This is a genomic window from Rossellomorea aquimaris, from assembly GCF_001877785.1.
Classification (GTDB): domain Bacteria; phylum Bacillota; class Bacilli; order Bacillales; family Bacillaceae_B; genus Rossellomorea; species Rossellomorea aquimaris_A.
Map to the genome: position 1 here is coordinate 287474 of NZ_MINN01000106.1, position 22932 is coordinate 310405.

At 47.9% G+C, this 22932-nt stretch carries 21 protein-coding genes; 8 read left to right on the forward strand and 13 right to left on the reverse strand.

Going from position 1 to position 22932, the window contains the following annotated elements:
* Positions 1-2: 2 nt before the first annotated feature.
* Genes BHE18_RS16270 through BHE18_RS16285 form a run of 4 tightly spaced genes read right to left on the reverse strand, consistent with a single transcriptional unit; the run spans position 3 to position 5295 of the window.
* Positions 3-587: a cytochrome c oxidase subunit 3 gene (locus BHE18_RS16270; RefSeq protein ID WP_071619566.1), complete on the reverse strand. Its 585-nt coding sequence runs from the start codon at positions 585-587 to the stop codon at positions 3-5.
* Positions 584-2512, reverse strand: a complete 1929-nt coding sequence (locus tag BHE18_RS16275) for a cytochrome c oxidase subunit I (RefSeq protein ID WP_440480397.1) — start codon at positions 2510-2512, stop codon at positions 584-586. The genes BHE18_RS16270 and BHE18_RS16275 overlap by 4 nt, the downstream gene beginning before the upstream one ends.
* A gap of 45 nt (positions 2513-2557) precedes the next feature.
* Positions 2558-3562 (reverse strand): cytochrome c oxidase subunit II, encoded by a 1005-nt coding sequence (coxB, locus tag BHE18_RS16280; protein ID WP_071619567.1) that lies wholly within the window; start codon positions 3560-3562, stop codon positions 2558-2560.
* A gap of 11 nt (positions 3563-3573) precedes the next feature.
* Entirely contained in the window at positions 3574-5295 is a 1722-nt protein-coding gene (locus tag BHE18_RS16285; RefSeq protein ID WP_071619568.1) for a pyruvate oxidase, read from the reverse strand.
* A 218-nt stretch (positions 5296-5513) separates the two neighbouring features.
* On the opposite strand from BHE18_RS16285, the gene BHE18_RS16290 reads away from it, so the two are divergent.
* Positions 5514-6059 carry a DJ-1/PfpI family protein gene (locus tag BHE18_RS16290; RefSeq protein ID WP_071619569.1) on the forward strand — a complete coding sequence of 182 codons (546 nt, stop codon included), beginning with the start codon at positions 5514-5516 and terminating at the stop codon, positions 6057-6059.
* A gap of 13 nt (positions 6060-6072) precedes the next feature.
* Positions 6073-6930 (forward strand): alpha/beta fold hydrolase, encoded by an 858-nt coding sequence (locus BHE18_RS16295; RefSeq protein WP_071619570.1) that lies wholly within the window; start codon positions 6073-6075, stop codon positions 6928-6930.
* Between the two features lie 429 nt (positions 6931-7359).
* Here BHE18_RS16295 and BHE18_RS16300 read toward each other — a convergent pair whose 3' ends face one another.
* From BHE18_RS16300 to BHE18_RS16310, 3 genes are all read right to left on the reverse strand, one after another.
* Positions 7360-9039, reverse strand: a complete 1680-nt coding sequence (locus BHE18_RS16300; RefSeq protein WP_071619571.1) for a hypothetical protein — start codon at positions 9037-9039, stop codon at positions 7360-7362.
* Between the two features lie 342 nt (positions 9040-9381).
* Positions 9382-10191, reverse strand: a complete 810-nt coding sequence (locus tag BHE18_RS16305; protein WP_071619572.1) for an endonuclease/exonuclease/phosphatase family protein — start codon at positions 10189-10191, stop codon at positions 9382-9384.
* 2 nt (positions 10192-10193) lie between these two features.
* On the reverse strand, positions 10194-11828 hold the full coding sequence (locus BHE18_RS16310; RefSeq protein ID WP_071619573.1) for a PTS transporter subunit IIBC: 1635 nt from the start codon (positions 11826-11828) through the stop codon (positions 10194-10196).
* 340 nt (positions 11829-12168) lie between these two features.
* Between BHE18_RS16310 and BHE18_RS16315 the strand changes: the two genes are divergently transcribed.
* Positions 12169-12645, forward strand: a complete 477-nt coding sequence (locus BHE18_RS16315; RefSeq protein ID WP_071619574.1) for a hypothetical protein — start codon at positions 12169-12171, stop codon at positions 12643-12645.
* A 45-nt stretch (positions 12646-12690) separates the two neighbouring features.
* Here BHE18_RS16315 and BHE18_RS16320 read toward each other — a convergent pair whose 3' ends face one another.
* The 4 genes from BHE18_RS16320 to BHE18_RS16335 form a co-directional block, all read right to left on the reverse strand.
* A complete protein-coding gene (locus BHE18_RS16320; protein ID WP_071619575.1) occupies positions 12691-12990 on the reverse strand; it encodes a putative quinol monooxygenase in 300 nt (99 codons plus the stop codon).
* Positions 12991-13056: 66 nt separating this feature from the next.
* On the reverse strand, positions 13057-13692 hold the full coding sequence (locus tag BHE18_RS16325) for a nitroreductase family protein (RefSeq protein ID WP_071619576.1): 636 nt from the start codon (positions 13690-13692) through the stop codon (positions 13057-13059).
* A gap of 24 nt (positions 13693-13716) precedes the next feature.
* The gene (locus tag BHE18_RS16330; protein ID WP_071619577.1) at positions 13717-14136 is read right to left on the reverse strand and encodes a MarR family winged helix-turn-helix transcriptional regulator; all 420 of its coding nucleotides are present in this window, start codon (positions 14134-14136) and stop codon (positions 13717-13719) included.
* Positions 14137-14311: 175 nt separating this feature from the next.
* Positions 14312-14671, reverse strand: coding sequence for a winged helix-turn-helix transcriptional regulator (locus BHE18_RS16335; protein WP_071619578.1), 360 nt, complete (start codon positions 14669-14671; stop codon positions 14312-14314).
* 688 nt (positions 14672-15359) lie between these two features.
* Between BHE18_RS16335 and BHE18_RS16340 the strand changes: the two genes are divergently transcribed.
* The 4 genes from BHE18_RS16340 (at position 15360) to BHE18_RS16355 (ending at position 18201) form a co-directional block, all read left to right on the forward strand.
* A complete protein-coding gene (locus tag BHE18_RS16340; RefSeq protein WP_071619579.1) occupies positions 15360-16565 on the forward strand; it encodes an MFS transporter in 1206 nt (401 codons plus the stop codon).
* A gap of 116 nt (positions 16566-16681) precedes the next feature.
* The gene (locus tag BHE18_RS16345) at positions 16682-17083 is read left to right on the forward strand and encodes a hypothetical protein (RefSeq protein WP_141771904.1); all 402 of its coding nucleotides are present in this window, start codon (positions 16682-16684) and stop codon (positions 17081-17083) included.
* A gap of 18 nt (positions 17084-17101) precedes the next feature.
* On the forward strand, positions 17102-17668 hold the full coding sequence (locus BHE18_RS16350) for an ATP-binding protein (protein ID WP_071619581.1): 567 nt from the start codon (positions 17102-17104) through the stop codon (positions 17666-17668).
* A complete protein-coding gene (locus tag BHE18_RS16355; RefSeq protein ID WP_071619582.1) occupies positions 17665-18201 on the forward strand; it encodes a DUF1572 family protein in 537 nt (178 codons plus the stop codon). Before BHE18_RS16350 ends, BHE18_RS16355 begins: the two co-directional genes overlap by 4 nt.
* A gap of 775 nt (positions 18202-18976) precedes the next feature.
* Here BHE18_RS16355 and BHE18_RS16360 read toward each other — a convergent pair.
* Together BHE18_RS16360 and BHE18_RS16365 are read right to left on the reverse strand one after the other, a co-directional pair.
* Positions 18977-20899 (reverse strand): heavy metal translocating P-type ATPase, encoded by a 1923-nt coding sequence (locus tag BHE18_RS16360; RefSeq protein WP_071619583.1) that lies wholly within the window; start codon positions 20897-20899, stop codon positions 18977-18979.
* 218 nt (positions 20900-21117) lie between these two features.
* Entirely contained in the window at positions 21118-22302 is a 1185-nt protein-coding gene (locus BHE18_RS16365) for an MFS transporter (RefSeq protein ID WP_071619584.1), read from the reverse strand.
* Positions 22303-22424: 122 nt separating this feature from the next.
* Between BHE18_RS16365 and BHE18_RS16370 the strand changes: the two genes are divergently transcribed.
* Positions 22425-22811, forward strand: a complete 387-nt coding sequence (locus BHE18_RS16370; RefSeq protein WP_071619585.1) for an OsmC family protein — start codon at positions 22425-22427, stop codon at positions 22809-22811.
* Positions 22812-22932 lie beyond the last annotated feature (121 nt).

Sequence of the window (22932 nt, forward strand, 5' to 3'; positions counted from 1 at the left end):
TGCTACCCCACCTTCCCGTATAAATAAACGAGTGTGAAAATCAGGACCCATACAAGGTCGACAAAATGCCAGTAAAGGGAAAACACGGCAAGCTTAGACTGCACTTGTCTGCCAGGACCCTTCATCTTCAGGTGTATGAGCAGGAGGGCCATCCAGATGCATCCTGCCGCAACATGTGCTCCGTGGGTCACGACCAGCAGATAAAATGCGGATAAGAAAGAGCTGTTCTGCATTTCGTAACCTTTTTCGTAGTAATGAAGAAGTTCCTTTCCTTCCATGAATAAAAATATCCCGGCCAAGACCAATGTCAGCGAAAGGTATACGGAGGTCTTACTGGCTTGTCTTCCTTCCGCCGCATGGCTTGCGATGTAAATCGTGAAGCTGCTCGAAAGCAGGAGGACGGTCGAGACCATCACTCCATTCAATTCGAACATCTCCTTCGGGGAAGGACCTCCGTCGGTATGGGAACGCAGCGTCAGGTAGACACCGAATAAAGAAGCGAAGATAACGACCTCCGCGGCGATGAAAAACCACATTCCCATTTTCTTGTCTTCTTTCTGTTCGAGAAGAAAGGACTCTGTGTTCATGATTTTTCCTCCTTTCCTTCAAGCTCGGAGCGGGTGTAAGCCTGCCAGCTGTCATCCTTGAAGGACCTCAGGATCAGCATAGAGGCTACCCCGATCACACCCGCCCATTGAATAAGGGGCTGATAAAAGATGAAGCCGAAGGAGGAAACAAAAAGGATGCCAGACAGAAACACAGGCTGTGCCGTGTTCCGGGATACATAAATCGGTCCGTCCTCCCTGATGGTCCGGAGGGTCCCGTCCCCTTTCTGCTTTTCATACCATAACTGATCGATCGTCGTGACGACCGGGCGATCGATGAAGTTGCCTTCCGGGGGCGGGGACGCGAGCGCCCATTCAAGCGTACGTCCGTCCCATGGATCCCCGGTCGTGTCTTTTTCGCCGTGCCTCATGCTCCAGTAAATATTGAACAAGAAAATCATGACGGCAGCGGCCATGATGAAGGCGCCGACCGTACTGATCAGATTCAGGCTGCCGAGCCCGTCCCTTTCAAAATAGGTGAAGACCCTGCGCGGCATCCCGTTCAGTCCCATGAGGTGCATCGGGAAAAATGTCACGTGGAAGCCGATGGTGAACAGCCAGAAATGCCATTTTCCAAGCACCTCGTTTAAAAGGAAGCCGAACATTTTTGGCCACCAGTAGTAGACTCCGGCAAAGACCCCCAAGATGGTGCCCCCTACAATCACATAATGAAAGTGACCGACGACAAAATAACTGTCATGGTACTGATAATCCGCCGGCGCGGATGAAAGCATGACCCCGGTGGCTCCGCCGATCAGGAACGTAGGGATGAAGGCAAGCGAGAAAAGCATGGCCGTCTTGAACCTGATCACGCCTCCGCGGAGGGTGAACAGCCAGTTGAAAATCTTGATGCCGGTCGGGACGGCGATCGACATCGTCGCCAAGGCGAAAATCGCATTCGAAATCGGCCCGAGCCCGACGGTGAACATATGGTGGATCCAAACCATGAAGCCGAGGAATCCGATCAGGACGAGCGCGAAGACCATGGCTCCATAGGCGAATAAATTCTTTCTTGAAAAAGTCGTGATGACATCGGAAAAGATCCCGAAAGCGGGAAGGATCAATATGTAGACCTCGGGATGACCGAATATCCAGAATAAATGCTGCCAGATCAACGGATTCCCGTCCGTGCCGCTAAGGAAGGCCGTGCCGTACACGCGGTCCATCATCAGGAGCAGCAAAGCAACGGTCAATGCCGGGAAGGCAAACAAAATCAATATCGATGTAACGAATGAGGACCATGTGAAAAGCGGCATCCTCATGAATGTCATCCCTTTTGCACGTTTCCGGATGATGGTGACGAGAAAGTTGATGGCCGAGAGCATAGTACCGACCCCCGCGATCTGTATCCCGAGCGTATAATAGTCAAGGCCGGGGCCGGGACTGAACGCATCGAGACTGAGAGGGGAGTACGCCGTCCAGCCGGTTGACGGTGAACCGCCAAGCACAAAGCTCACATTCACCAGCGCCCCGCCCGCCAGGAACAGCCAAAAGCTGAGCAGATTCATATAAGGGAAGGCGAGGTCCCTTGAGCCGATCTGGAGCGGGACGGCCACATTCATTAATCCGATCAAGAGCGGCATCGCCACGAAAAAGATCATGGTCGTCCCGTGCGTCGTCATCATCTGATTGTATTTTTCACCTTGAAAGACCCAGAACTGATTCTCGGGGAGGGCCAGCTGCAGCCGGATGATCAGCGCATCGAGACCGGCCCTCAGGAAAAATGCCGCGCCGGCGGCAAGATACATGATCCCGACCTTCGTGTGGTGGGTGGAGGTCATCCAGTCCCATGCGTATGTCCACTTCTTATACCGGGTCAGGAAAAATACGGCCAGTATTCCCATCAGCAGAATCGAAAGGTCCGCTGCGATGATATCCGACGGGAATACAAAGTCCCTGCCGAAAATCGTATATTTGATGTCCATTGGAGTACCCCCTTTTCACCCTGCAGGTTATTTTAAGTTTGATAGATAGTCGGCGAGTGCTTCCAGTTCCTCATCCGACAGATCCCTGAATCCGGGCATTTTCACTCCCGGCTTCAAGGATTTTGGATCCTTTATCCACTTTTTCATATTCTCATTGCTGTTGGGAATGACACTCGCGATATAGTCCTTCCTGCCGATGCCGGCAAGGTTCGGACCGTCGCGTTTCTCCGTGTATCCGTCGGCGTGGCAGCTTAGACAGTTGGATGTGAACAGTTTCTTTCCTTTTTCATATGAATCGGATGCATCCGCCTCAGGTGCGGAATCCTCCTGTTTATCACTTATCCATTCATCATATTTTTCCTTGCTGACGGCATGGACTTTGAATCTCATCAAGGAGTGGGAGGCTCCGCAGAGTTCCGCGCATTTTCCTTCATATACCCCGGTTTCAGACGCGTGAAGGGTCAGCCGGTTAGGGTTTGTGCCCCCGGGATTTAAGTCCTTTTTTCCACCGAGCTGCGGTACCCAGAAGGAATGGATGACATCATCTGATTTCAACTTGAATACGACCGGCGTGTCCACCGGTATCCAGACCTCATTCGACAGGGTGATCCCCGCATCGCCGTAGTTGATTTCCCACCAGTACTGATGTCCTGTCACGGTGATTTCCATCTTTCCGTCTTCTTTTTCCTGGGAATCTGACAGTGAAAAAGTTCCCTGGACGGTGGGGACTGCCAGGATCAAGAGAAGAATGATGGGGAAAACGGTCCAGGCGATTTCATATTTTCTGTTCCCTTTCACGTATGCAGGGGTCACATCCCTGCGATCAGGGGTTTCCCTGTATTTCCATGTAAAGATGACAAACATTGAAAAAACGGTGATGAAGACAAGGAGCATGATTCCGATGGACAGCTGGAACAAGTTTTCCTGCAGTTTGGCTACAGGTCCTTTCGGATCAAGGACCTGAAGGGAACTGCACCCTGAGAGCATCAGGACTGTGAAAAATAGGACTGGTGAAGACAACACTCGTTTCATGCGTATCCCCCTTAAAACAGCCGCTTTAATGCTTTGCGAAGCGGAGGCATTTCTGCTTCATGCTGTTTAAAGAATTTTTTCATTACATGCTTGGAATAACCGGCAGCCTGATCCATCGTGATTTTTCCGGGAAGTGGCGGCTGGTCTTCTATGTGGACGTCGATGATGACCGGTTTATTCGATTTTGCCGCCATATCAAAAGCGGGTTCAAGGTCTTCATGCCTCACGACCCTGTAGCCTTCACCGCCGCAGGCTTTCGCAAACTGGGCGAAGTCGATATCCTGCAGGTCGGTTTCATATTCGAGGTGGCCGATCGATTCCTGTTCATACTTGATCATCCCGATCTTCCGGTTATTGAGGATGACGACGAAGATCGGCAGCTTGTATTTGACGGCTGTCACAAAATCATGCATCACCATCGTGAAGCCGCCGTCCCCGCATACGGCGATTGCCTGTCTGCCGGGATTGGCAAGGGCGCTGGCGATCGCTCCCGGGAGTCCGCAGCCCATTGTCGCCATCCAGCTCGAAATGATGAATTTCTGATGGGTCATCCTGAAATGCCTGGCCGTCCAGACCGTAACGTTCCCGACGTCGACGGAAAGGGTGGCATCATGGTCAGCGATCTTCTGAATCATCGGGATGACCTGAGGCGGTTTGATCGGGGTCGTCGCTTCGACTTCATCCTTCTCGACATGTTTCCACCAGTTCTTCATATTGATCTGGCATTCTTTTAAAAAGGCACGTTCTTCCCTGCGTGACAGTGATTTATTCCATTCCTGCAGTACAAGTTTGGAATCACCTGCAATCCCTGCCGTTACAGGATATCGTTTGCCGATCTGGGCGGAATCTGCATCGATCTGGACAGCCTTCGCATCATCCGGCAGGAACTCCCGGTAAGGGAAGGACGTCCCGATCATGATGAGCAGATCTGTCTCCTCCATGGCTTCATAGGCTGGTTTGGTACCGATCTGACCGAGCTGTCCGAGATTGAGTGGATGTTCATCAGGGAGGGTCCCTTTTGCCGGAAGGGTGAAGATGATGGGAGCGGCCAGCCTGTCAGCGAACTCTTCCAGTTCATCCACTGCCCCCTTGGCGCCAGTCCCTGCAATGATGACCGGACGTTTGGCCTCATGAAGAAGCTGAAGCCCGTTCTGGATATCATCAAGCAGCGGTGCCGGCTTTGACCTCGAAGACACGCTTGACGTATTACGGACGCTGTCCTTGATTTTCTGAGCAGGCATATCGTCGGGGATGACGAGCACTGATACGCCTTTTCTCGCATAGGCCGTCCGTATCGCCTGATTCAACAGATCGGGAAAGGAATCAGGTGAAGAAACACGGGCATTGAATACGGATACATCCTGGAACAAACGCTCAAGGTGGACCTCCTGAAACGAGTCCTCCCCGAGCTTGCTGCTCTCCACCTGGCCGGCAAGGACGAGTACCGGGGCACCGTCTGCCTTCGCATCATACAAACCGTTGAGAAGATGGATCGCACCGGGTCCGCCGATCGAAAGGCAGACGCCGATCCTGCCGGTCACCTTCGCATAAGAAGAGGCGGCAAGTGCAGCGACCTCCTCATGTCGGACCTGAATGAACTCCAGCTGCTCCTTTTCACTTCTCAAATTGTCAACAAAGTGATTGATCGAATCCCCGGGCAATCCGAATATATGCCGGATATCCCATTCTTCCATGACTTCTGCAGCTATCTTTCCTGCTGAATGTTCACTCATTTCTATCATCCTCCAAAAATTTGGTTTTTGTAATTCGTTACCACTTATACAGAATGAGTAAACGGAGAGGGAGGAAAGATTTATGTTATGTGAGTGTGAATGGAAAGAGTGTGCCATTACTGAAGGGAGATTTGTCCTAGTCCGATTGGATATTTATGTTAAAATAATAAGCACTAAAAGGTACCTCAAATGAGAGGGGAATGAGAGGAGGATGAGAAATGAAAAAAGCAGCCACAGCCGTACTTCTTTATCCTCAATTCAGTGAATATGAACTGAGCGTCGCACTGTCGATCTTTATGCAGGGCGGCAAGCCGGTCGTGACGGCGGGTATTGAGGGAGGTGCGGTCAGGGGAGAGGGCGGTCTGAATTGTATTCCGGATGTCACGATTGATAATCTCGATCATGAAGAGATTGATAGTCTGATATTACCAGGCTGCATGGATATTATGAAAGCAGCGGGTGATGAGAGATTGATACATTTTTTAAAAGAAATCGAAAGCCGGATGACTGTCATCGCAGCTATTTCAAGTTCACCGCTCCTTCTCGCACAGGCAGGATTATTAAAAGGAAAGAAGTATACGGTTGGCCTGAATGAACAGGCACGGGATGCATCAGGTGTATTTGAAAAGGAGAATTATTCTAATGAACTTGTGATAGTGGATGGGAAAATCATCACTGCGAGAGGCAGAGGGTTTATCGAATTCGGTACTGTTGTAGGAGATGCCTTGGGTCTTTCCTTTGATGACGGCTGGTATAAAGGTTGAAGGGAGAGTGGCCATGGATACATACGATTATCACGTAGATAGGGCAGGCAGCGGTAAACCGATTCTTTTTCTCCCAGCAGCAGGATTTTCAGGAAACGAAGGATTGAATATAGCAGAGCATTTGAGTTCAGGTTTTGAGACTCATATGATCGATCTTCCCGGTTTTGGGAGAAGCGGGGAAATCGAGGGTACGGCCGACTCTATGAAAATGGCAGAGTGGGTAAAAGGATATTTGGATAGGGAAGGAATCGAAAAAGCGTTTCTTATCGGTCATTCTATGGGAGGAGCGCTCCTTCTGGCATTTGCCTTTCATTTTCCTGAAAGGATGAACAAGCTGGTTCTGCTCGATCAGGGCCATAAACGATTTCCACGGATTCCGGCAGCAGAGTTCGGAACCTTCGCGTACGCGTTACCCCTTTTGAATGTTGGGGTCAAAGTATTTGGCCGTCGCTTCCTGAAAAGGCTTGAGCCCTTGTTTTCTGGGGAAGATGGCTCGGATGAGAGGGACATGGAAGCAGAAACAGAGCAGTTTTGCCGTAGATTCTCCATCCCCGATACTCCTCATGTAAGGCTTGCATTGAAATCGCAGGTGGACTTTTCAATCGATGCACTGAACCTGATGTTCGGCTATTACAACCTGAACCTGCCCAAATTGCTGCAGCAGGTGAAGGTACCCGTCCACCTTGTATATGCAACGTTTGAAGGAATCGATGAAAAAGAAGCGGCTGCTACGAGAAAAGCAGTTATGTACATGGAACGAAGAACAGACCTGGTAACCTATCATTCCTTGGATGGCGGCCATTATGTCCACTGGAATGAAGAGTTCGATCTTGGTGGAATTAGAAGGTTCCTGGAATCAAGCCAAAAATAAATGAGGATAGGATAAAAGAAGAAAACCCAAACTATCATGAATACATGGATTCAAATTAGTTTGGGTTTTAAAATAAGTGTACAAATGTACGTATAATTTTCAAGTCGTTCCAGCGGTTGATTGGAGTGCAAGACGAAGACTCCTGCGGGAATAGTAGCTTATGAGAAAAGCGGAAGGGCTTTGCTCAGAGGCGGGTGGCATAAGGCGAATCGGCCACGAAGGCGCTCTTTGCCTTCTTGGTCGGTTTGACTTATGACATGTGCCTCTAAGCCCTGCAACTGGACAAGTGAGACCCCGCAGGAACGCAGTGACGAGGAGGCCCACTGGCTACCCGCGGAAAGCGAAGTCTTGCACGGAAATAATGAGCGGTATTTAGAACCGCTCATGAAATTTTGCTGCTTATAGACAATATTTATTGGATTTTATCCATTATTCCAATCCCTCAATCCTCAATTCCTTCACCGGCAGGAAGCTTTCGCCTGTATCCATGAAGGTGACCTTCACTTTGTCATTTTCCTTCAGGTAAATCGCCAGCGGGCTGAGCTCGGAAGAAACGAGGTAGTTCTTTCCGTCATTCAATAGGAAGGAGACAGCCGTGTAGTCACCGACCTTTTCTTTGTATACGCGTACGACGGTTCCGGCTGCTTGCTTTTCTTCAGCCTTGGAGCTGCCGTCCACTGTGCCGCCGCCTTTTTGCATGGCGGTTTTATATTTCTTGATGGCCTGGTTCGGCGTATCGGCATAGGCAGAAACCTCCGGGTTCGCTGCTGATACGATGAAGTAGTTTTGCAGGAATCCGTTCGCATCAAGTACCGGTGTCAGCCAGCTCGCTTCACCGAAGAAGTTGTAAAGAACCGGCATTTCACCGTCCCATTTTTTCTCGATGAATTTCTTCTGGATGATCTGCAGGGCACCCTGTGAATCCATGTAGGATTCTTCAAGATTGCCTGTATAGAATGTTGCCTCGCCTGTCCGTGAGTTGGTCAGGGAGTACCCGAGCATCGAATCGACGCCTTCTTTCGGAGACGTGAAATCAGTGAAGTAGTACATTTCGCCGTCTTCGGTGAAAATAGGGCTGACATTCGCTTCAGTTCCTTCATCAGAAGGCAGCTTCACTTCCGATTTACCGAAAACGCTGTTCCAGAATCCCTGGACATAGTTACCGAAGTAGCTGTTCTGCAGACTGACCGTTTCCGGTGACACCGCACCGTCTATAAAGTCAGGGGCTTCACTCAGCTTATAGGATTTCGTCTCGCCGTTCTGAGGATCCACCACGACGATTCCTTCTGCCTCAAATCCATTACGGGCAGAGATGAAGTTACCGTAAGTGCGGATATAAAACGGTTTGCCCTCATCGTCAATTTCCAGCTGCGGATCACCGTTGAAAATATATTTTGGATACTGCATCCGGATATGACGTTCAATATTCTTATTGAAGAAAGAAGATGGAGTGTAGGTCATTTCTTCCTTCATGAATTTCGGATTTGCTGATGAATCAGTCGCACTCAGCGTGAAGTAACCAGGTGTTTCGTCTCCTTTGATCCACTTGAAGAATCCGGAAAATTCGACCGGAGCGATGTAGACATACTCACCGTTCACCTTCTGGATTTGCAGACGTCCAAGTTCATAGTAACTGGTATTCGGTACTTGGCCGAATGCTTTTTTCATTTTGTTGCGTGCAAATTTCGGAGGCACGCTCGCTGGAGTTTCGTTCTCATCAAATGCTTCGATTTCCGTTTTCACATCCATTTTGGCCGATTGATACTTCTCATCGGCATTGAAGACGAATGCAGTCAGGAAGTAAGCACCGACACCAAGACCGATGAGGAAAATCGCTCCCTTGATCATACGTTCCTTACCGGCTGCAAAAGCAGCTCCGGCACCTGCTGCAATGATGAATAGAATCCACATCGACGTAAAGTTGCGGTCGAGATTCGTCATGTAATAGAAGATAAAGGCACCGATGACCGTAATGATCATGGTGGCTGCGATCATCCCGAACACGGAAGGATTCGCTTTGCCTTCTTTCTTTTTTGTAAAAGTGACCGGGACCAAGAGAAGCGCCATGATCAATCCGACAATCACTGAAAATAAAAATATATTACCCAATTTGGTGTACCCCTTTCAAAGGTCTATTTCTGTGTATGGTTTATATACGGATGAGGAGAGGGGGAGGTTTCAAAATGTTTCTGGATAGGAGATTTCGGCAGCAGGGTGAATCGATGGATGTGGATATACGATCGACCGGGAAAATTCGACAACTGGCTCAATTAATCAGAAAGCGGCACAATTATGACTTGCATGCACTTTATTCACCGTATTACGTAACGAACTACAAGTCCTTTTCATCCAAAAAGGGCTTAAATTTACTTTGTTTTTCCCAAAAGGGCTTAACAAATCATGTTTTTAGCTATATAAAAACCCGCCTATTCAATCAGGCGGGCAAAAAAACTAATTCAATTTTAAAGAAGAATCCTCAATCACAACCTCAACCCCATAATGATCCGAAACCACATCTTCATTTTCCCCGTTAAACACAACGCGGGAAGAAGCCACATCGAATCGCTCATTCGCTAAAACAAGATCTATCCGCAAGTCCACTTTATTCTCATCCCAGCCGGCGATCTCCCCTTCAACAGTCACACCATCGTCACGTTCCGCGGCAAGCTCAAAGGTGTCTTCGAGACCTTTCCTTAAAAGATAGTCATATCCTTCATCTCGGACATGGGCGTTGTTGTTGAAGTCCCCCATTAAAAAGGCAGGGGACTCAGTCGAAATCCCTTCAAGCAGGGAGTCTGCCTGATACTGAAATGGTTCCTCTTCGTCCTCCCACCATCCGAGATGGCAGGAGTAGAAGGAAAGGGGGCGGCCGTGATAGGAAAGCGTGGCCCCGACGATCTTGCGTGTCTTCCAGTAGGACTGGTCGTGACTTTTGGATATGAAGAAGCGGTGTTCTTCGACGATATCATGCTTTGTCAAAATCGCGACGCCTTCTTCGTAGACGTCATAGCCGATATGGGCAAAATCCCAGACGAGACGATAATCGGTGACGCCATGCCGCTCAAGCTCCCCAAGTAAAACAAGGGCGAAGTTGTCTTTTTTAATAATTCCCGAAACGTTCTCGCTCTCGATCAGCTGGCTGACTTCCTGGAGGGCGATGACATCGTAGGATTTCTCTGCGATCTTACGCGCCAGAACCGAGATTTTCTCTAGCTGGTTGTCTTCCTGCCAGGAATGGCAGTTCAGTGTCAGCAGTTTCATCATTAGGCTCCAAGAAGGTCCTGAATATCGGATTTGATGACATCGGCTTTCGGACCGTAGATGGCTTGTACGCCTTTGTCCTTGAGGATCAGTCCGAGAGCACCGTTCTGTTTCCATTCCGCTTCGGTGCCGACAAGGTTAGTGTCCTTAACGGTGACACGAAGACGGGTCATGCATGCGTCCACGTCCACGATGTTTTCCTGACCGCCGAGTAAAGCGACGATCTGCGGAGCGATGGAATCTTTTTTAACAGCAGTATTTCCTCCTGCTGCTTCGTCTTCAATATAGTTCCCGTTGCGTCCCGGTGTCGGGAAGTTGAACTTCTTAATCAGGAAGTTGGCAACCCCGAAGTTCAGGAAGAAGAAGACAAGACAAGCGATCACAAAGTTGACAAGGTCCATCCACAGTCCTGCTTTAACAATCATCGGAACACGCGTCAACAGCTCGATTGATCCGAATGAGTGTACGCGGATGTTGATGATATCGACGATCGCAAATGCAAGACCTGTCATGATGGCGTATACCACGTAAAGAAGCGGTGCAGCGAACATGAACATGAATTCGATCGGCTCGGTCACACCAGTCAAGAATACAGCAAGACCTGCTGAGAAGAACATGGACTTGTATTTTTTCTTTTTATCCTGGTCGACGTTTCTGTACATCGCGAAGGCGATACCGATAAGGGCAGCTGATGAAAGGATCATCTGACCCACTTTGAAACGTGCAGGTGTAACGTCATTCAATAATTGCTTGTAGCTTTCTGTATCACCTGCCTTAAGGAAATTGTTCAAGTCGGCGATCCAGGCAAGCCATAATGGATCTTGTCCAGCTACCGTTGAACCCGCATTCGATCCCGTGAGGATCTTGTATGTTCCGCCAAGCTCGGTGTAGTTGATCGGAACCGTCAGCATATGGTGAAGTCCGAATGGCAGCAGCAGACGTTCCATGGCACCGAAAATGAATGGCGCGATGATCGGCGCACTGTTGCGAGAAGTCGCGATCCATTGACCGAAATCGTTCAGGGCTCCCTGGATGAACGGCCAGACGATGGATAATGCAATCGCTGTAATAACTGATCCGCCGATGACCACGAATGGCACGAAACGTTTACCGTTAAAGAACGAAAGAGCGTCCGGCAGTTTATCAAAGTTGTAATATTTGTTGAAAAGATTCGCTCCCAGGAAACCGGAGATGATCCCGACGAACACACCCATGTTCAATGCAGGTGCACCAAGAACGGATGTGAAGTAATCAGATACAATCAACGTTTGCCCGAAAAGGGAAGAGATGGTTGCTTCAGGATCGGCAAGCATGTCCCCGTTCACTCCGAAAATCGCCCCGGTGATGCGGTTGATCAGGATGAATGCGATGAGCGCGGCGAATGCACCGCCGGCCCGCTCCTTCGCCCATGATCCCCCAATGGCGACGGCGAAGAGGATATGTAAATTCGTGATGATCCCCCAACCGATGTCTTCCATTACTCTTGCAATCGTTTGCACTAATGCGAGGTCTCCAACCGTCATTCCGATCAATTTACCGATCGAAATCATGATTCCCGCAGCAGGCATGACAGCCACTACGACGAGTAATGCTTTCCCAAATTTCTGCCAGAAGTCAAATGACAATAAATTCTTCATAAATCTGTTTCCTCCTTTAATACCAATATCTATCGTGTATTCGTTTTCAAAAAAGATTGTGTGCGTTTTCATTTGTTAATGTAAAAATGAAAGGCGGATTTGCATCCTGTCTAGTTGTATTTAAATGTTTAAAGTAGGATGCAACCGTTTGCACGAGAAAATTCGATAAATCTTATTATAAGAAAACCCTTACGATAAATCAATAGGAAAAAATTATTTCGCGAAAATATCGGTTTGCCGAACCTTTTCAACATTTAAAAATGATGGAGTTTTGGAAAAAAGTATGATTGTAAATTTTTGTATAATACTAAAAGAAATATTGCTTGCAAAGGATTATATAATGATAGGACTTATACTAGCCATAATCATATTCAATTCGGCAGCTTATTTTTGCAGCGGCCGGTTGACAAGGAATAATAAACTGCATATATGGACGTTTACGATTGCCTTTCAGCTGACACATGACTTGATCGTCGAATATAAGCATATGGCATATTGGTATTTCGATAAAGGAATCAGCTGGCCGGGATTGATGGGACATACTATCTTGCTGCCGCCTGTGAACATACTGTTCCTCAACTTTTTTCCCTTCGGAAAAGGTTTTTTGAAGCAGTTTTCCTATGTGGCGGTATGGACGGGAGGTCTGCTGATCTATGAGTTGGCGACAAGACTGCCTGAGCCGTGGGGATATTTTCAATACGGCTGGTGGAAATGGGAGTATTCAGCCCTTGAAGATCCTTTGCTTCTCTTAATTCTGGTCGGATTTTATAAACTTGTGCTTCATTTAGAGACAGAAGTAAGGATGATGGAAAGGTGAAAATGAAAAAAGACCCGTCACGAAGAGGGTCTTTTTTATTCAGTATTATTTCTCGATTTTCTCACCGGCAAAAATCTGCACATCGATTGGAGCGGCCATGTACTCCGGCGCTCTTCCCGCAAATGAAGTAAAGTGGCTGCTTGTATTGTGAGCTTCCACGGAAGCCTGGTCTTTCCAGATTTCAACCATTGTGTATGCATGATGGTCTGTGTCTGTCGATTTCATCAGATCGTAGGAGACATTTCCGTCTTCTGCCCGTGAGGCAGCGACCAGAGAGTGCATTTCCTCAAGGAATGCACCTTCTTTTTCAGGGGTGATTTGAAAATGTGCGTGGATGATGATCATATGGATTCCTCATTTCTTTTATAGTAATAGCGGGGTGGGACAGTGTACCTGTCCCCTTGTCCCGGATTATTTCCACTCTGTGATTTTTTCGACCGGCAGGCGGACGGATTTGTAGCCTGCATCGGCTGCTTTACCGATGGAGATGAGCATGACGGGATAGTAGCGGTCTTTGTCCATTCCATATGCTTCCGCGATTTGGTCTTTTTCATAGCCGCCGATCGGGTTGGTGTCGTAGCCATGTGCCCGGGCTGCAAGCATCAGCTGCATGGATACGAGGCCGGCGTCGATCAGGTTCATTTCTTTATATTGTTCTGCCGGCATCACATCAAGAAGGCCTTTGATCGCAGGAAGCTGGCGGTCCCTGACTTCAGCGGGCATATAGCCTTTTTCAACGGCTTCATCATAGATTTCATCAGCGTAATCCAGGCTGTTCATGTCAACAAATACAGCGATGACAGCTGAAGATGTCTTTACCTGCGTCTGGTTGAACTTGGCGAGCGGAGCCAATGTTTCTTTGCCTTCAGCGCTGTCGATAACAAGGAAGCGCCACGGCTGCAGATTGACGGAAGAAGGGGCAAGTGTCGCTTCCTGCAGGATTTCAGTCATTTCCTCCTTGCTGATTTTGACAGCCGGATCGTAGTTGCGGATTGAGCGGCGTCCTGAAATGATTTCTTGAAAGTCATTGATTCTTGTTGTGTTCATGTTGAAAAACTCCTTTTATTTTTACTATTGAATATCTTTTACATTTTGCTGGATTCGCATAAGCAGATCCGAAAGAATCTCTTGTTCATCCTCGCTGAAGTCCTTCAGCATCTGTGCGATGAACTGTTTCTTTTCCTTACACAGAGAAGCGATTCTTTCCCTGCCTTCATCTGTGAGGCTGACAAACGTAATCCGGTTGTCGTCCGGATTCTTTCTGCGGGATACCATTCCCTTAGCTTCAAGCTGCTTCAAATGCCTTGTAACAGCCGCATTGTCTATATTCACTTCCCGCTGCAGGGCACGCTGGCTGATTTCATCGACTTCCATCAGCTTGTGCAGCAGATCGAGGCGTGACTGGCTGATCCCTGTACAGCGTTCGAACTTCGGGCTCAGCTGTTTATAAATGTCATTGAAATGACGTAAAATCGTTTCTTCGCCGGACAAAGCATCCTCCTCCTTCAAATGATTGAGGGGTCAATCATTGATGCGTCAACTAATATAATACAGGTCGTATTATGAAGTCAAAACATCCGGTTCCCCCCTCATGAAGATGGCTGGTTTTTAGTAAAAGGAAAACACCCTGAATCCTTTCAGATCGGGGTGTTTTTTGCGTTTACAGTCATTCGTTTTCTCCAGAAATTACTAATACATCTTCACCTTCAGAAATCGTTTTTTCAATATGCTGCTCGCCCCATGAACAAAGCATCTGCAGGGCGGGGGCAAGGGAGGTGCCGTAATCAGTCAGTTCGTACTCCACTTTCGGGGGCACCTGATTATAAATGATGCGGTTGACGACGCCGTCTGCTTCAAGTTCCCTCAGCTGCTGGGTGAGCATTTTCTGCGTGATGTTCGGCATCATCCGCTTCAGCTGGCTGGTGCGCAGCGTACCGTTGTCGATAAGATGGCAAAGGATGACGACTTTCCATTTACCGCCGATCACTTCAAGCGCGGCTTCCACGGGGATATTGTACTTTTTCATTAATAACCCTCCTCTAAGGATCTTTTCTACCTGTATATCTTGTTCCGTATTGTAGTGTTCATTCGCTTCTTTACAGTTGAATATAACATAACCGATCATACACCGCCTAATGGACGGATTGGCGTCCTATGGGTACTCCCGGGTACCTATTGCACTTTAAAGTGCGTACTTCCCAAGGTTTCCGGAAGGATGCATAATCAACCCTGTACTCTGATGGTACGGCAAATTTCCGGATCATCCTATTGGGTACTTTGGGGTACCTATGAAACTCCGGGGTGCCTACAGCACTTTAAAGTGCGTAATTCCATTATGGAACCGTACCCCTCATAATGTTGGATAGGCGGGAAAGCGAAAGGCGCCTTCGTGAGTACCGGTTGTTTAGTTTAGGAGTCTGATTCAGACTGGGGCAGCATCCGTTTTTGAAGACATATTGCTTTTTGATAATAAAATTGGATTTTTGATAATAAATCATCCGGTTTTGATAATATAATCGGATTTTTGATAATAAACTGCCCGTTTTTGATAATAAATCGTCCTGACGTGCAGCCAGGGAATAGTTTTACAGCTTCAAAACGGTCTTTCAAGCAATTAATTAACGAAATTCAGTTCAAAATGCTGCGTTTCAACTAAAATCAAATGAAAAAGTCGGTTCTCACGTCAGATTTAATCAATAAGGAGGAATTCTCTAATGAGTTCTCATACACATACAATGAACCACTCAAAAACAAAAGGAGGCACGCCTGCGCTGCTGGCGCTGGCGATCTCCGCTTTCGGAATCGGGACGACTGAATTCGTCCCGGTCGGGTTATTGTCATCGATTGCGGATGACTTGTCGATTTCAATCACGCTCGCCGGATTGTTGATATCCGGCTACGCGGTCGGAGTTGCAATCGGTGCCCCGGTCCTTACAGCTTTGACAAGCAAAATGAGCAGGAAGTCGCTTTTGATGTCGCTAATGATACTGTTTATTGTCGGCAACTCGGTCTCAGCCCTTTCAACCAGTTTCGGTCTGCTTCTTGTGGCACGATTCATCACGGCATTTTCGCACGGTATCTTTTTCTCGATCGGTTCGACGATCGCTGCAGACCTTGTCCCTGCCCATAAACGGGCGAGCGCCATCGCTTTCATGTTCACCGGCCTGACAGTTGCAACGGTAACGGGAGTACCGCTTGGCACGTTCATCGGACAGGCATTCGGTTGGAGAGCGACATTCTGGGGAGTGGCACTGCTCGGGGTCATCGGAATCATTGCAAGTTCAATCCTTGTACCAAAAAATCTAAAAGAAACACCGCCGGCTAAATTCAGCGAGCAATTAAAAATTTTGCGTAATGGGAAATTACTGTTGGCATTTGCCATTACGGCACTTGGTTACGGCGGTACATTCGTCGCGTTCACGTACCTGACACCGCTATTGGAAAATGTCACAGGCTTCAGCTCAAAATGGGTGAGTATCATTTTGCTTGTATATGGAATCGCTGTTGCGATCGGAAACGTCGTCGGAGGGAAAGCATCCGATCGAAATCCACTTAAGGCATTATTCTGGATGTTCATTCTGCAGGCAGTCATCCTCGTCGGGTTGACCTTTGCTGCGCCATTCAAGATTGCCGGTTTGATTGCCATCTTCCTCATGGGCTTGTTTGCGTTCATGAATGTTCCGGGTCTTCAGATCCTGGTCGTTGACCTGGCGGAAAAATATGTGCCGTCAGCCGTTAACGTGGCCTCTGCCCTCAATATCGCTGCATTCAATGTCGGGATCGCGATCGGATCATTCGTCGGCGGCCTCATCGTCGACGGAATCGGACTGATCCATACACCTTGGATAGGGGCAATCTTGGTGGCCGGGGCCGTACTTCTTACGGCTTGGCTGCGAAAGCTTGAGTATCAGAATAGATAAAACGGAGAAACGTCCCTAGTGAAGGGGCGTTTTTTTGGGGGGAATTTGGAGGGAGCTAAACGGAGCGTTATGGTAAAATAAGGATGTATAAGTGGTGAATGGGAAGGGTGAGGCAGATGAAAAAGTGGGTACTGATTCTACTGGCACTGTCGGTTCTTGGTTTCGGCGCCTATGTGTACTTTTACAACGGCATCTCCAATATTGAACGGATGAAAATACAAGCGTACAACCATAAAACGGAGTCATATGATCAAGGCAAAGTGTTGACAGATCAGTATTCCATCAAGATATTCACCAAAAGCCTGAACAGAGCAAGGCACGAGAAGAATACCATCTATGAAATGGCCAATCATGAAGACTACCTGGTCACGGTCACTTATGAAGACGGCGGCACAGATGAGTTCAGGGTATGGGAAAGCTCAGGGCGGTATACACATATCATCAGGGCCGGGGAAGGCGATAATTTTAAAATCAGCGGTGATAGGAACAGGGAGAAGCTCATAAAACTATTGAAATAGAACGAACGGGGGAATAGAATGAATCGTTTCGTCATCATGACCGTCGGCAAGACCCACAGCGGAAAGTCGACGTTTGCGGATAAATTGGAAGAGCAAATGGAGAATGCCGTCGTGATAGACCAGGACCGCCACGCGGAATTCATCAATACTTATTATAGAAAGTTATTGGCGAAAGAGGGGCCGAATACAATCAAATATGCAGTCTCGAAAACTATTGTCGACCATGCAGTCGGGCATACAGACTGTCATCTCATCATCTGCAATTCAAACCGGAACAGGAGCGGAAGAGAGGAACTGCTCCACTACTTCCACAGCAATGGGTTCAAAAGCATCCTGGTCCACTTCGATCTGCCTGATAAACTAATCCAGAAGCGTATTGCGGCAAGCACCAGAAGTAAAATCATATTCAGGAATGCCACTGCTTTCGAAGAAGTGCTGGCTCGTCAAAATGAAGAGACTGGAATAGGCAATGTGATTGCTCCTGATGAAGGGGAAGCGGACCATCTGTTTGTCATCAGGGATGAAGCGGAAGTGGCAAATGTCATTGGAGAGATAGTGAGAATGGTAGAAGGAGGGGCAATATGAGTCTGGGGAATGAGTATATAAGAGTCATCCTTAAACGATTTATGAGTGTGAAACGTCTTGGGGATAAAACGTTGGAACAACTATCGGAAGAGGACATCTTCTGGACCGATAACAGTGCGTCGAACAGTGCCGCAATCATCGTAAAGCATATGAGCGGGAATATGGTTTCAAGGTGGACGGACTTTTTGACTGCCGACGGTGAAAAAGACTACCGGAACAGGGACGGGGAGTTCCAGAACGATTTATCTTTAAAGTCTGAAGTGGCCATTGTGTGGGAAAAGGGCTGGCAAACCCTGATGGATGCATTAGAGGAACTCACGGAGCAAGATCTATTAAAAACGGTCACCATTCGCGGCGAGCGCCACTTGGTGTTGGATGCCATTGAAAGGCAGCTTGCCCATTATTCTTATCATGTGGGCCAGCTTGTCTATATCGGCAAACTCCTGAAAAATGAACGCTGGGAGAGCCTCAGCATTCCAAAGGGGAAATCAGAGGAGTTTTCAAGAGAAATGTTGAAGAAGCACGGTAAGTGAATAGGAAAAAACCGCCCTCATACGAAGGCGGTTTCGGTTTCCAAGTATAAAAACTTGATTCGCCCGCAAATTAGCAGTCCAATTCGTAACTGAATTGGACTGCTTCATTTTTGTTAATAACAAGGTTTTCAATGACCTTTTTAGGAGTTTTAACATTCGAATTCGCACCCCCAGAAGTTATTTGAACCGTATGTATTCGAGTGCTTATTGCTATGCAAATTGGTGTGTTAAAAATGGCAAACAGGCCTTTGGAAATTTGTAAAAAATGAAAGGAGGCATATTCGGGGGGGAATGATACTTGTTAAAGTAATCCCGCAATAAATCATACTGCTTAGATGATCCTATTCCGGGGTAGATTTATAAGCGGAGAAATTCCGTCTAAGGCAGCTGGAGGAGGGTTAAAACGCTGAAATAAGGGGAGAAGTTCCGCTTAACTGCTCAATAAGGAACAATACGTAACGGAAATTTTACTATAAGCGGAAAAACTCCGGCTATTATCCGTGAAATACCGGCATTTTTCGATTTAAACGGAATTCTTCCGCTAATTTTCAAACGCCAGGGAACCGACTCTCCTTGTTAAACGTAAGGGTGCTAATCTTTAATAAAGAATGATGATAAAAAAGCTCGAAGTATGATGGCTCCGAGCTTTTACACTTGCTAATTTCACTTCTAAAGTGTCTACTAATTCAACTGAAAATTACCGTGCGAAAAGCACTGCTAATTCAAATTTTGTACTTCAAAACCGAATCCGTTACTCATACGAAGGTGGTTTTCTTTATGATCTCAACAACCGCAGCCCATTCAGAATAACCAGGATCGTACTTCCTTCATGCCCGATGACCCCGTATGGAAGGTCAAGCACCTGCAGGAAGTTGGATGCGATCAGGATCATGATGACACCAATCGAGAAGACAACGTTCTGCTGGACGATGCGCTTCATTTTTTTCGATAGTTTGATTGCTTCTGCGATTCGGGTGAGGTCGTTCTTCATCAGGACCACATCAGCTGTTTCGAGTGCCACGTCGGTTCCTTCGCCCATCGCGATGCCTACGTTGGCTGTGGCGAGAGCCGGCGCGTCATTGATTCCATCCCCGACCATGGCGACTGTCCCGATATGGTTTTTCAGTTTCTTTAATTCTTCCACTTTCGTTTCAGGAAGGCATTCTGCGATGAAGGAGGTGACGCCTGCTTCTTTTGCGATGGCCCGGGCTGTCTTTTCGTTGTCTCCCGTTAGCATGATCGTTTCAATGCCTTCTTGTTTCAGTAATTGCAAGGCTTCGGCCGTTTCCTGACGGACGATATCCTTCAGGGCGATCAACGCAGCGATTTCCCCGTCTTTGGCTGCGAAAACCGTTGTCTTGCCGTGTGATGCCAATTCGCTGTAGGCTCCGTTCTCGAAAGCCGTGGCCAGCTCCTTCCCGACAAATTCAGCTTTCCCGATTTTCCACTCTGAACCGTCGACAGCAGCTTTTACACCCCAGCCTGATACGTCCTCGAGTGAATCCGGCTGGATAAGGTCAGCTTTCAATTCCCTGCGCACGTGGCCGGTGATGGCCTGGGCGAGCGGGTGGTTCGATTGATTTTCAATGGAAGCGATGACCGTCATGACTTCCTTTTCGTCGTAGCCTTCTGTAACGAGTGTATCGGTTACGACGGGTTTTCCTTTTGTAAGCGTCCCTGTTTTATCAAATGCAATGGCTTTCAGGTTGCTGAGGTTCTCGAGGTGAGCCCCTCCTTTAAAAAGGATCCCGTGCCGCGCGCCGTTTGAAATCGCGGACAGGCTGGCCGGCATGATCGATGCTACCAGTGCACACGGTGAAGCGACGACGAGCAGGACCATCGCACGGTAGAAGGTTTCCGTCCAGCTCCATCCAAGCAGGAAGTGAGGGACGAACATCATCAGGAAGACGACGGCAAGGACCACTTTGACATATGTGCCTTCAAAGCGTTCAATGAACAACTGGGACGGGGATTTCTCACTTTGTGCGGATTGCACGAGATCGATGATTTTCTGGAACAGGGTTTCGCTGCTCGGCTTAGTCATTTCGACGGTGACAGCACCGTTGATATTGACCGTTCCTGCGAAGACTTCATCGTTTGCTTCCTTTGTCACTGGGACGGCTTCCCCGGATATGGCTGCCTCGTCGATGGACGTCGTTCCTTTTACAATCACTCCGTCAGTCGGCACGCGTTCTCCGGGCTTTATCAGGATGCGGTCACCGATATCAAGCGTGGATACGTGGACTTTCTTTTCACCCGAGGATGTCACGAGCCAGGCTTCCTCCGGCTGCATTTCCATCAGTGCGGAGATTTCCTTCTGACTTTTGTTCATCGTATATGTTTCGAGCGCTCCTGAGACCGCGAAGATGAAGATGAGGATGGCACCCTCTGTCCAATAGCCGATGATTGCGGAACCGACCGCGGCAAAAATCATCAGCATCTCGACATTGAGTTCCTTGTTCTCAATCGTTTCTTCGATTCCTTCCTTGGCTTTTGCGAACCCGCCGATGACGAATGCGAGCAGATAGAAGACGACACTGAGGGTATCACTGTCTCCTTTCGAGAAAAGCCAGCCGAGCAAGATGAACACACCGCTTATGAGGGCGGCAATCAATTCTGCGTGTGGTTTTACTTTTTCAAGGAAGTGATTTTGTTCCTTCGGTGTTCCGATTGAAAGGGCTTTGGACTGTGAGCTCATATGGTACTCCTCCTTTGATTAACTGAAAATCAGGATTCCTAATTGAGAATAATAATCAACGTCATTATCCCTATAAAACAACGAAAGCTGCCACCTGTTAAGGATGACAGCAAATCTATATGTGTTTTGAATGGACTTTTTAAAGAATCTCTTAATTTATAATTATTATAATCTGATAGTACCATATCTATATGAGAAAGGAAAGGGTTTTGTGCGGATTAATTATTTTGTGAGACTTCCCGGCGTCTGTTTTGCAGGGAAAAGACAAGCAGACTCACAAAAATCAACAGCATCATCAAGCTGATCAGATAGAAGAAGCTCGGTCCGCTGAACCATTCGATGACGATTCCGCCGATGAACGGGCCGATCATGCTTCCGAAACTGAAAAAAATGCCGCACATAATATTTCCCGCCGGAAGCAATTCCTTCGGCAGGAGATCGGTCATATAACTGATGCCGAGTGAAAAAGTCGATCCGACCGCCATGCCGGCAAGTGTGAAGCAGGTGAACAATCCGATCGTCGATTCCGAGACGAAGCCGGCAGCGGTAAAGCACATAAATCCGATCATCATGACGACCAGCAGCACGTTCTGTCTCCCGTATTTATCGCTCATGACGCCGAGCGGCACCTGAGAAATGATGCTTCCGACAGCAAATGCGGGCAGGAGGATTGAGACGGCTTCGATCGAGATTCCATTCCGGAGGGCGAATACCGGGAAATTCCCATTAAGCGATGCTTCAAGGAATCCGTAGCCGAGCGGCGGAAGAAGCGCGACCCAGGCGTATTTCAGAACCTTGCCGAAGCGCTGGAATGATCCCAGGAACGAAGCACTGCCGAGATTATGCTGTTCGGGGAATTCATTCTTCAGCTTAAACACGAAGCTCCAGACAAGAAGGCTCAAAAGAGATGAAATAATGAACGGAAGAGCCTGGCTGTATTCGATGAGCTGTGCCATCAGAGGTCCGACTGCAAATCCGATACCGAACGATACGCCGTAGATCGAAATGTTTCTTCCGCGGTGTTCTTTAGGTGAAAAAGATGTGATCCATGTCTGGGTGGCAAAGTGGAGCATATGGTCGCCGATCCCTATGAAGAGGCGGAGTGCAAACCAGAACCAGAATGATTTCCATAACGGAAACAGAAAGAGTGACAATGCAACGATGATCCCGCCGATGATGATCATCGGTTTGTAGCCTATTTTTTGAAGCGGTTTTTCCATGAGAGGTGAAGCAAGTAAGATCCCGATATAGAGTGCGGTAGCGTTCAGGCCGTTCAACGAAGAGGAGAGGCCGTCCTGCTCGAAGATGATGGCAATCAGCGGGAGGAGCATCCCCTGTGAAAAGCCCGAAATAGCCACGATGGCCACAAGCACCCGGAAGCGGAATGAATGAGATTGATTCATCTGCAAAACTCCTAAACTAGTGATTTTTCCTTATTAGATGGTACCCCGGAATCGATTGTTTGGCAATGGGGAGGGGTATGGAGTAAAATTTAGAGAAATAATGAATGAGGAAGGTGTTTTACATGGAATTCAAGATGCAAGAAGGCGGTTTTTATTCTGATTTAGGTTTCGGGAAGCTGGAGGTATCCGGCAATGAAGAATACGGATTCCGCCCATTCCAGCTTCTCGTATCATCAGTAGCAGTCTGCAGTGGAGGCGTCCTTCGCAAGGTGCTCGAGAAAATGCGCATCGATTTCGATGATATCCATATCAAAGCGGATGTCGTGCGAAACGAAGACGAAGCGAACCGAGTGGAAGAAATCTCTCTTCACTTCACAATCAAGGGAGAAAACCTGGATGAGAAAAAAATCGAAAAAGCCATGAAGCTTACGCGTAAAAATTGCTCCATGGTCCAATCCGTCCAGGACTCAATCAAAATTGAAGAAACGTTTGAACTTGCTGCAAAGTAATCTTATACTGCAGCGTAGACGGGCCGTCAAAGGGAAAGTTATCCTTTGACGGCCCGTTTTGTTTCAACTATAAGAATAGGTGGAATATGGTTGATAGGTTGATGGCCCGCCACGGCATCTA

Excerpts from the sequence above, each read along its gene's own strand:
- BHE18_RS16270 (WP_071619566.1), bottom strand. The coding sequence starts at position 587 with ATGAACACAGAGTCCTTTCTTCTCGAACAGAAAGAAGACAAGAAAATG.
- coxB (WP_071619567.1), bottom strand. The coding sequence starts at position 3,562 with ATGAAACGAGTGTTGTCTTCACCAGTCCTATTTTTCACAGTCCTGATG.
- BHE18_RS16285 (WP_071619568.1), bottom strand. The coding sequence starts at position 5,295 with ATGAGTGAACATTCAGCAGGAAAGATAGCTGCAGAAGTCATGGAAGAA.
- BHE18_RS16290 (WP_071619569.1), top strand. The coding sequence starts at position 5,514 with ATGAAAAAAGCAGCCACAGCCGTACTTCTTTATCCTCAATTCAGTGAA.
- BHE18_RS16295 (WP_071619570.1), top strand. The coding sequence starts at position 6,073 with ATGGATACATACGATTATCACGTAGATAGGGCAGGCAGCGGTAAACCG.
- BHE18_RS16305 (WP_071619572.1), bottom strand. The coding sequence starts at position 10,191 with ATGAAACTGCTGACACTGAACTGCCATTCCTGGCAGGAAGACAACCAG.
- BHE18_RS16310 (WP_071619573.1), bottom strand. The coding sequence starts at position 11,828 with ATGAAGAATTTATTGTCATTTGACTTCTGGCAGAAATTTGGGAAAGCA.
- BHE18_RS16315 (WP_071619574.1), top strand. The coding sequence starts at position 12,169 with ATGATAGGACTTATACTAGCCATAATCATATTCAATTCGGCAGCTTAT.
- BHE18_RS16320 (WP_071619575.1), bottom strand. The coding sequence starts at position 12,990 with ATGATCATCATCCACGCACATTTTCAAATCACCCCTGAAAAAGAAGGT.
- BHE18_RS16325 (WP_071619576.1), bottom strand. The coding sequence starts at position 13,692 with ATGAACACAACAAGAATCAATGACTTTCAAGAAATCATTTCAGGACGC.
- BHE18_RS16335 (WP_071619578.1), bottom strand. The coding sequence starts at position 14,671 with ATGAAAAAGTACAATATCCCCGTGGAAGCCGCGCTTGAAGTGATCGGC.
- BHE18_RS16340 (WP_071619579.1), top strand. The coding sequence starts at position 15,360 with ATGAGTTCTCATACACATACAATGAACCACTCAAAAACAAAAGGAGGC.
- BHE18_RS16345 (WP_141771904.1), top strand. The coding sequence starts at position 16,682 with ATGAAAAAGTGGGTACTGATTCTACTGGCACTGTCGGTTCTTGGTTTC.
- BHE18_RS16350 (WP_071619581.1), top strand. The coding sequence starts at position 17,102 with ATGAATCGTTTCGTCATCATGACCGTCGGCAAGACCCACAGCGGAAAG.
- BHE18_RS16355 (WP_071619582.1), top strand. The coding sequence starts at position 17,665 with ATGAGTCTGGGGAATGAGTATATAAGAGTCATCCTTAAACGATTTATG.
- BHE18_RS16360 (WP_071619583.1), bottom strand. The coding sequence starts at position 20,899 with ATGAGCTCACAGTCCAAAGCCCTTTCAATCGGAACACCGAAGGAACAA.
- BHE18_RS16365 (WP_071619584.1), bottom strand. The coding sequence starts at position 22,302 with ATGAATCAATCTCATTCATTCCGCTTCCGGGTGCTTGTGGCCATCGTG.
- BHE18_RS16370 (WP_071619585.1), top strand. The coding sequence starts at position 22,425 with ATGGAATTCAAGATGCAAGAAGGCGGTTTTTATTCTGATTTAGGTTTC.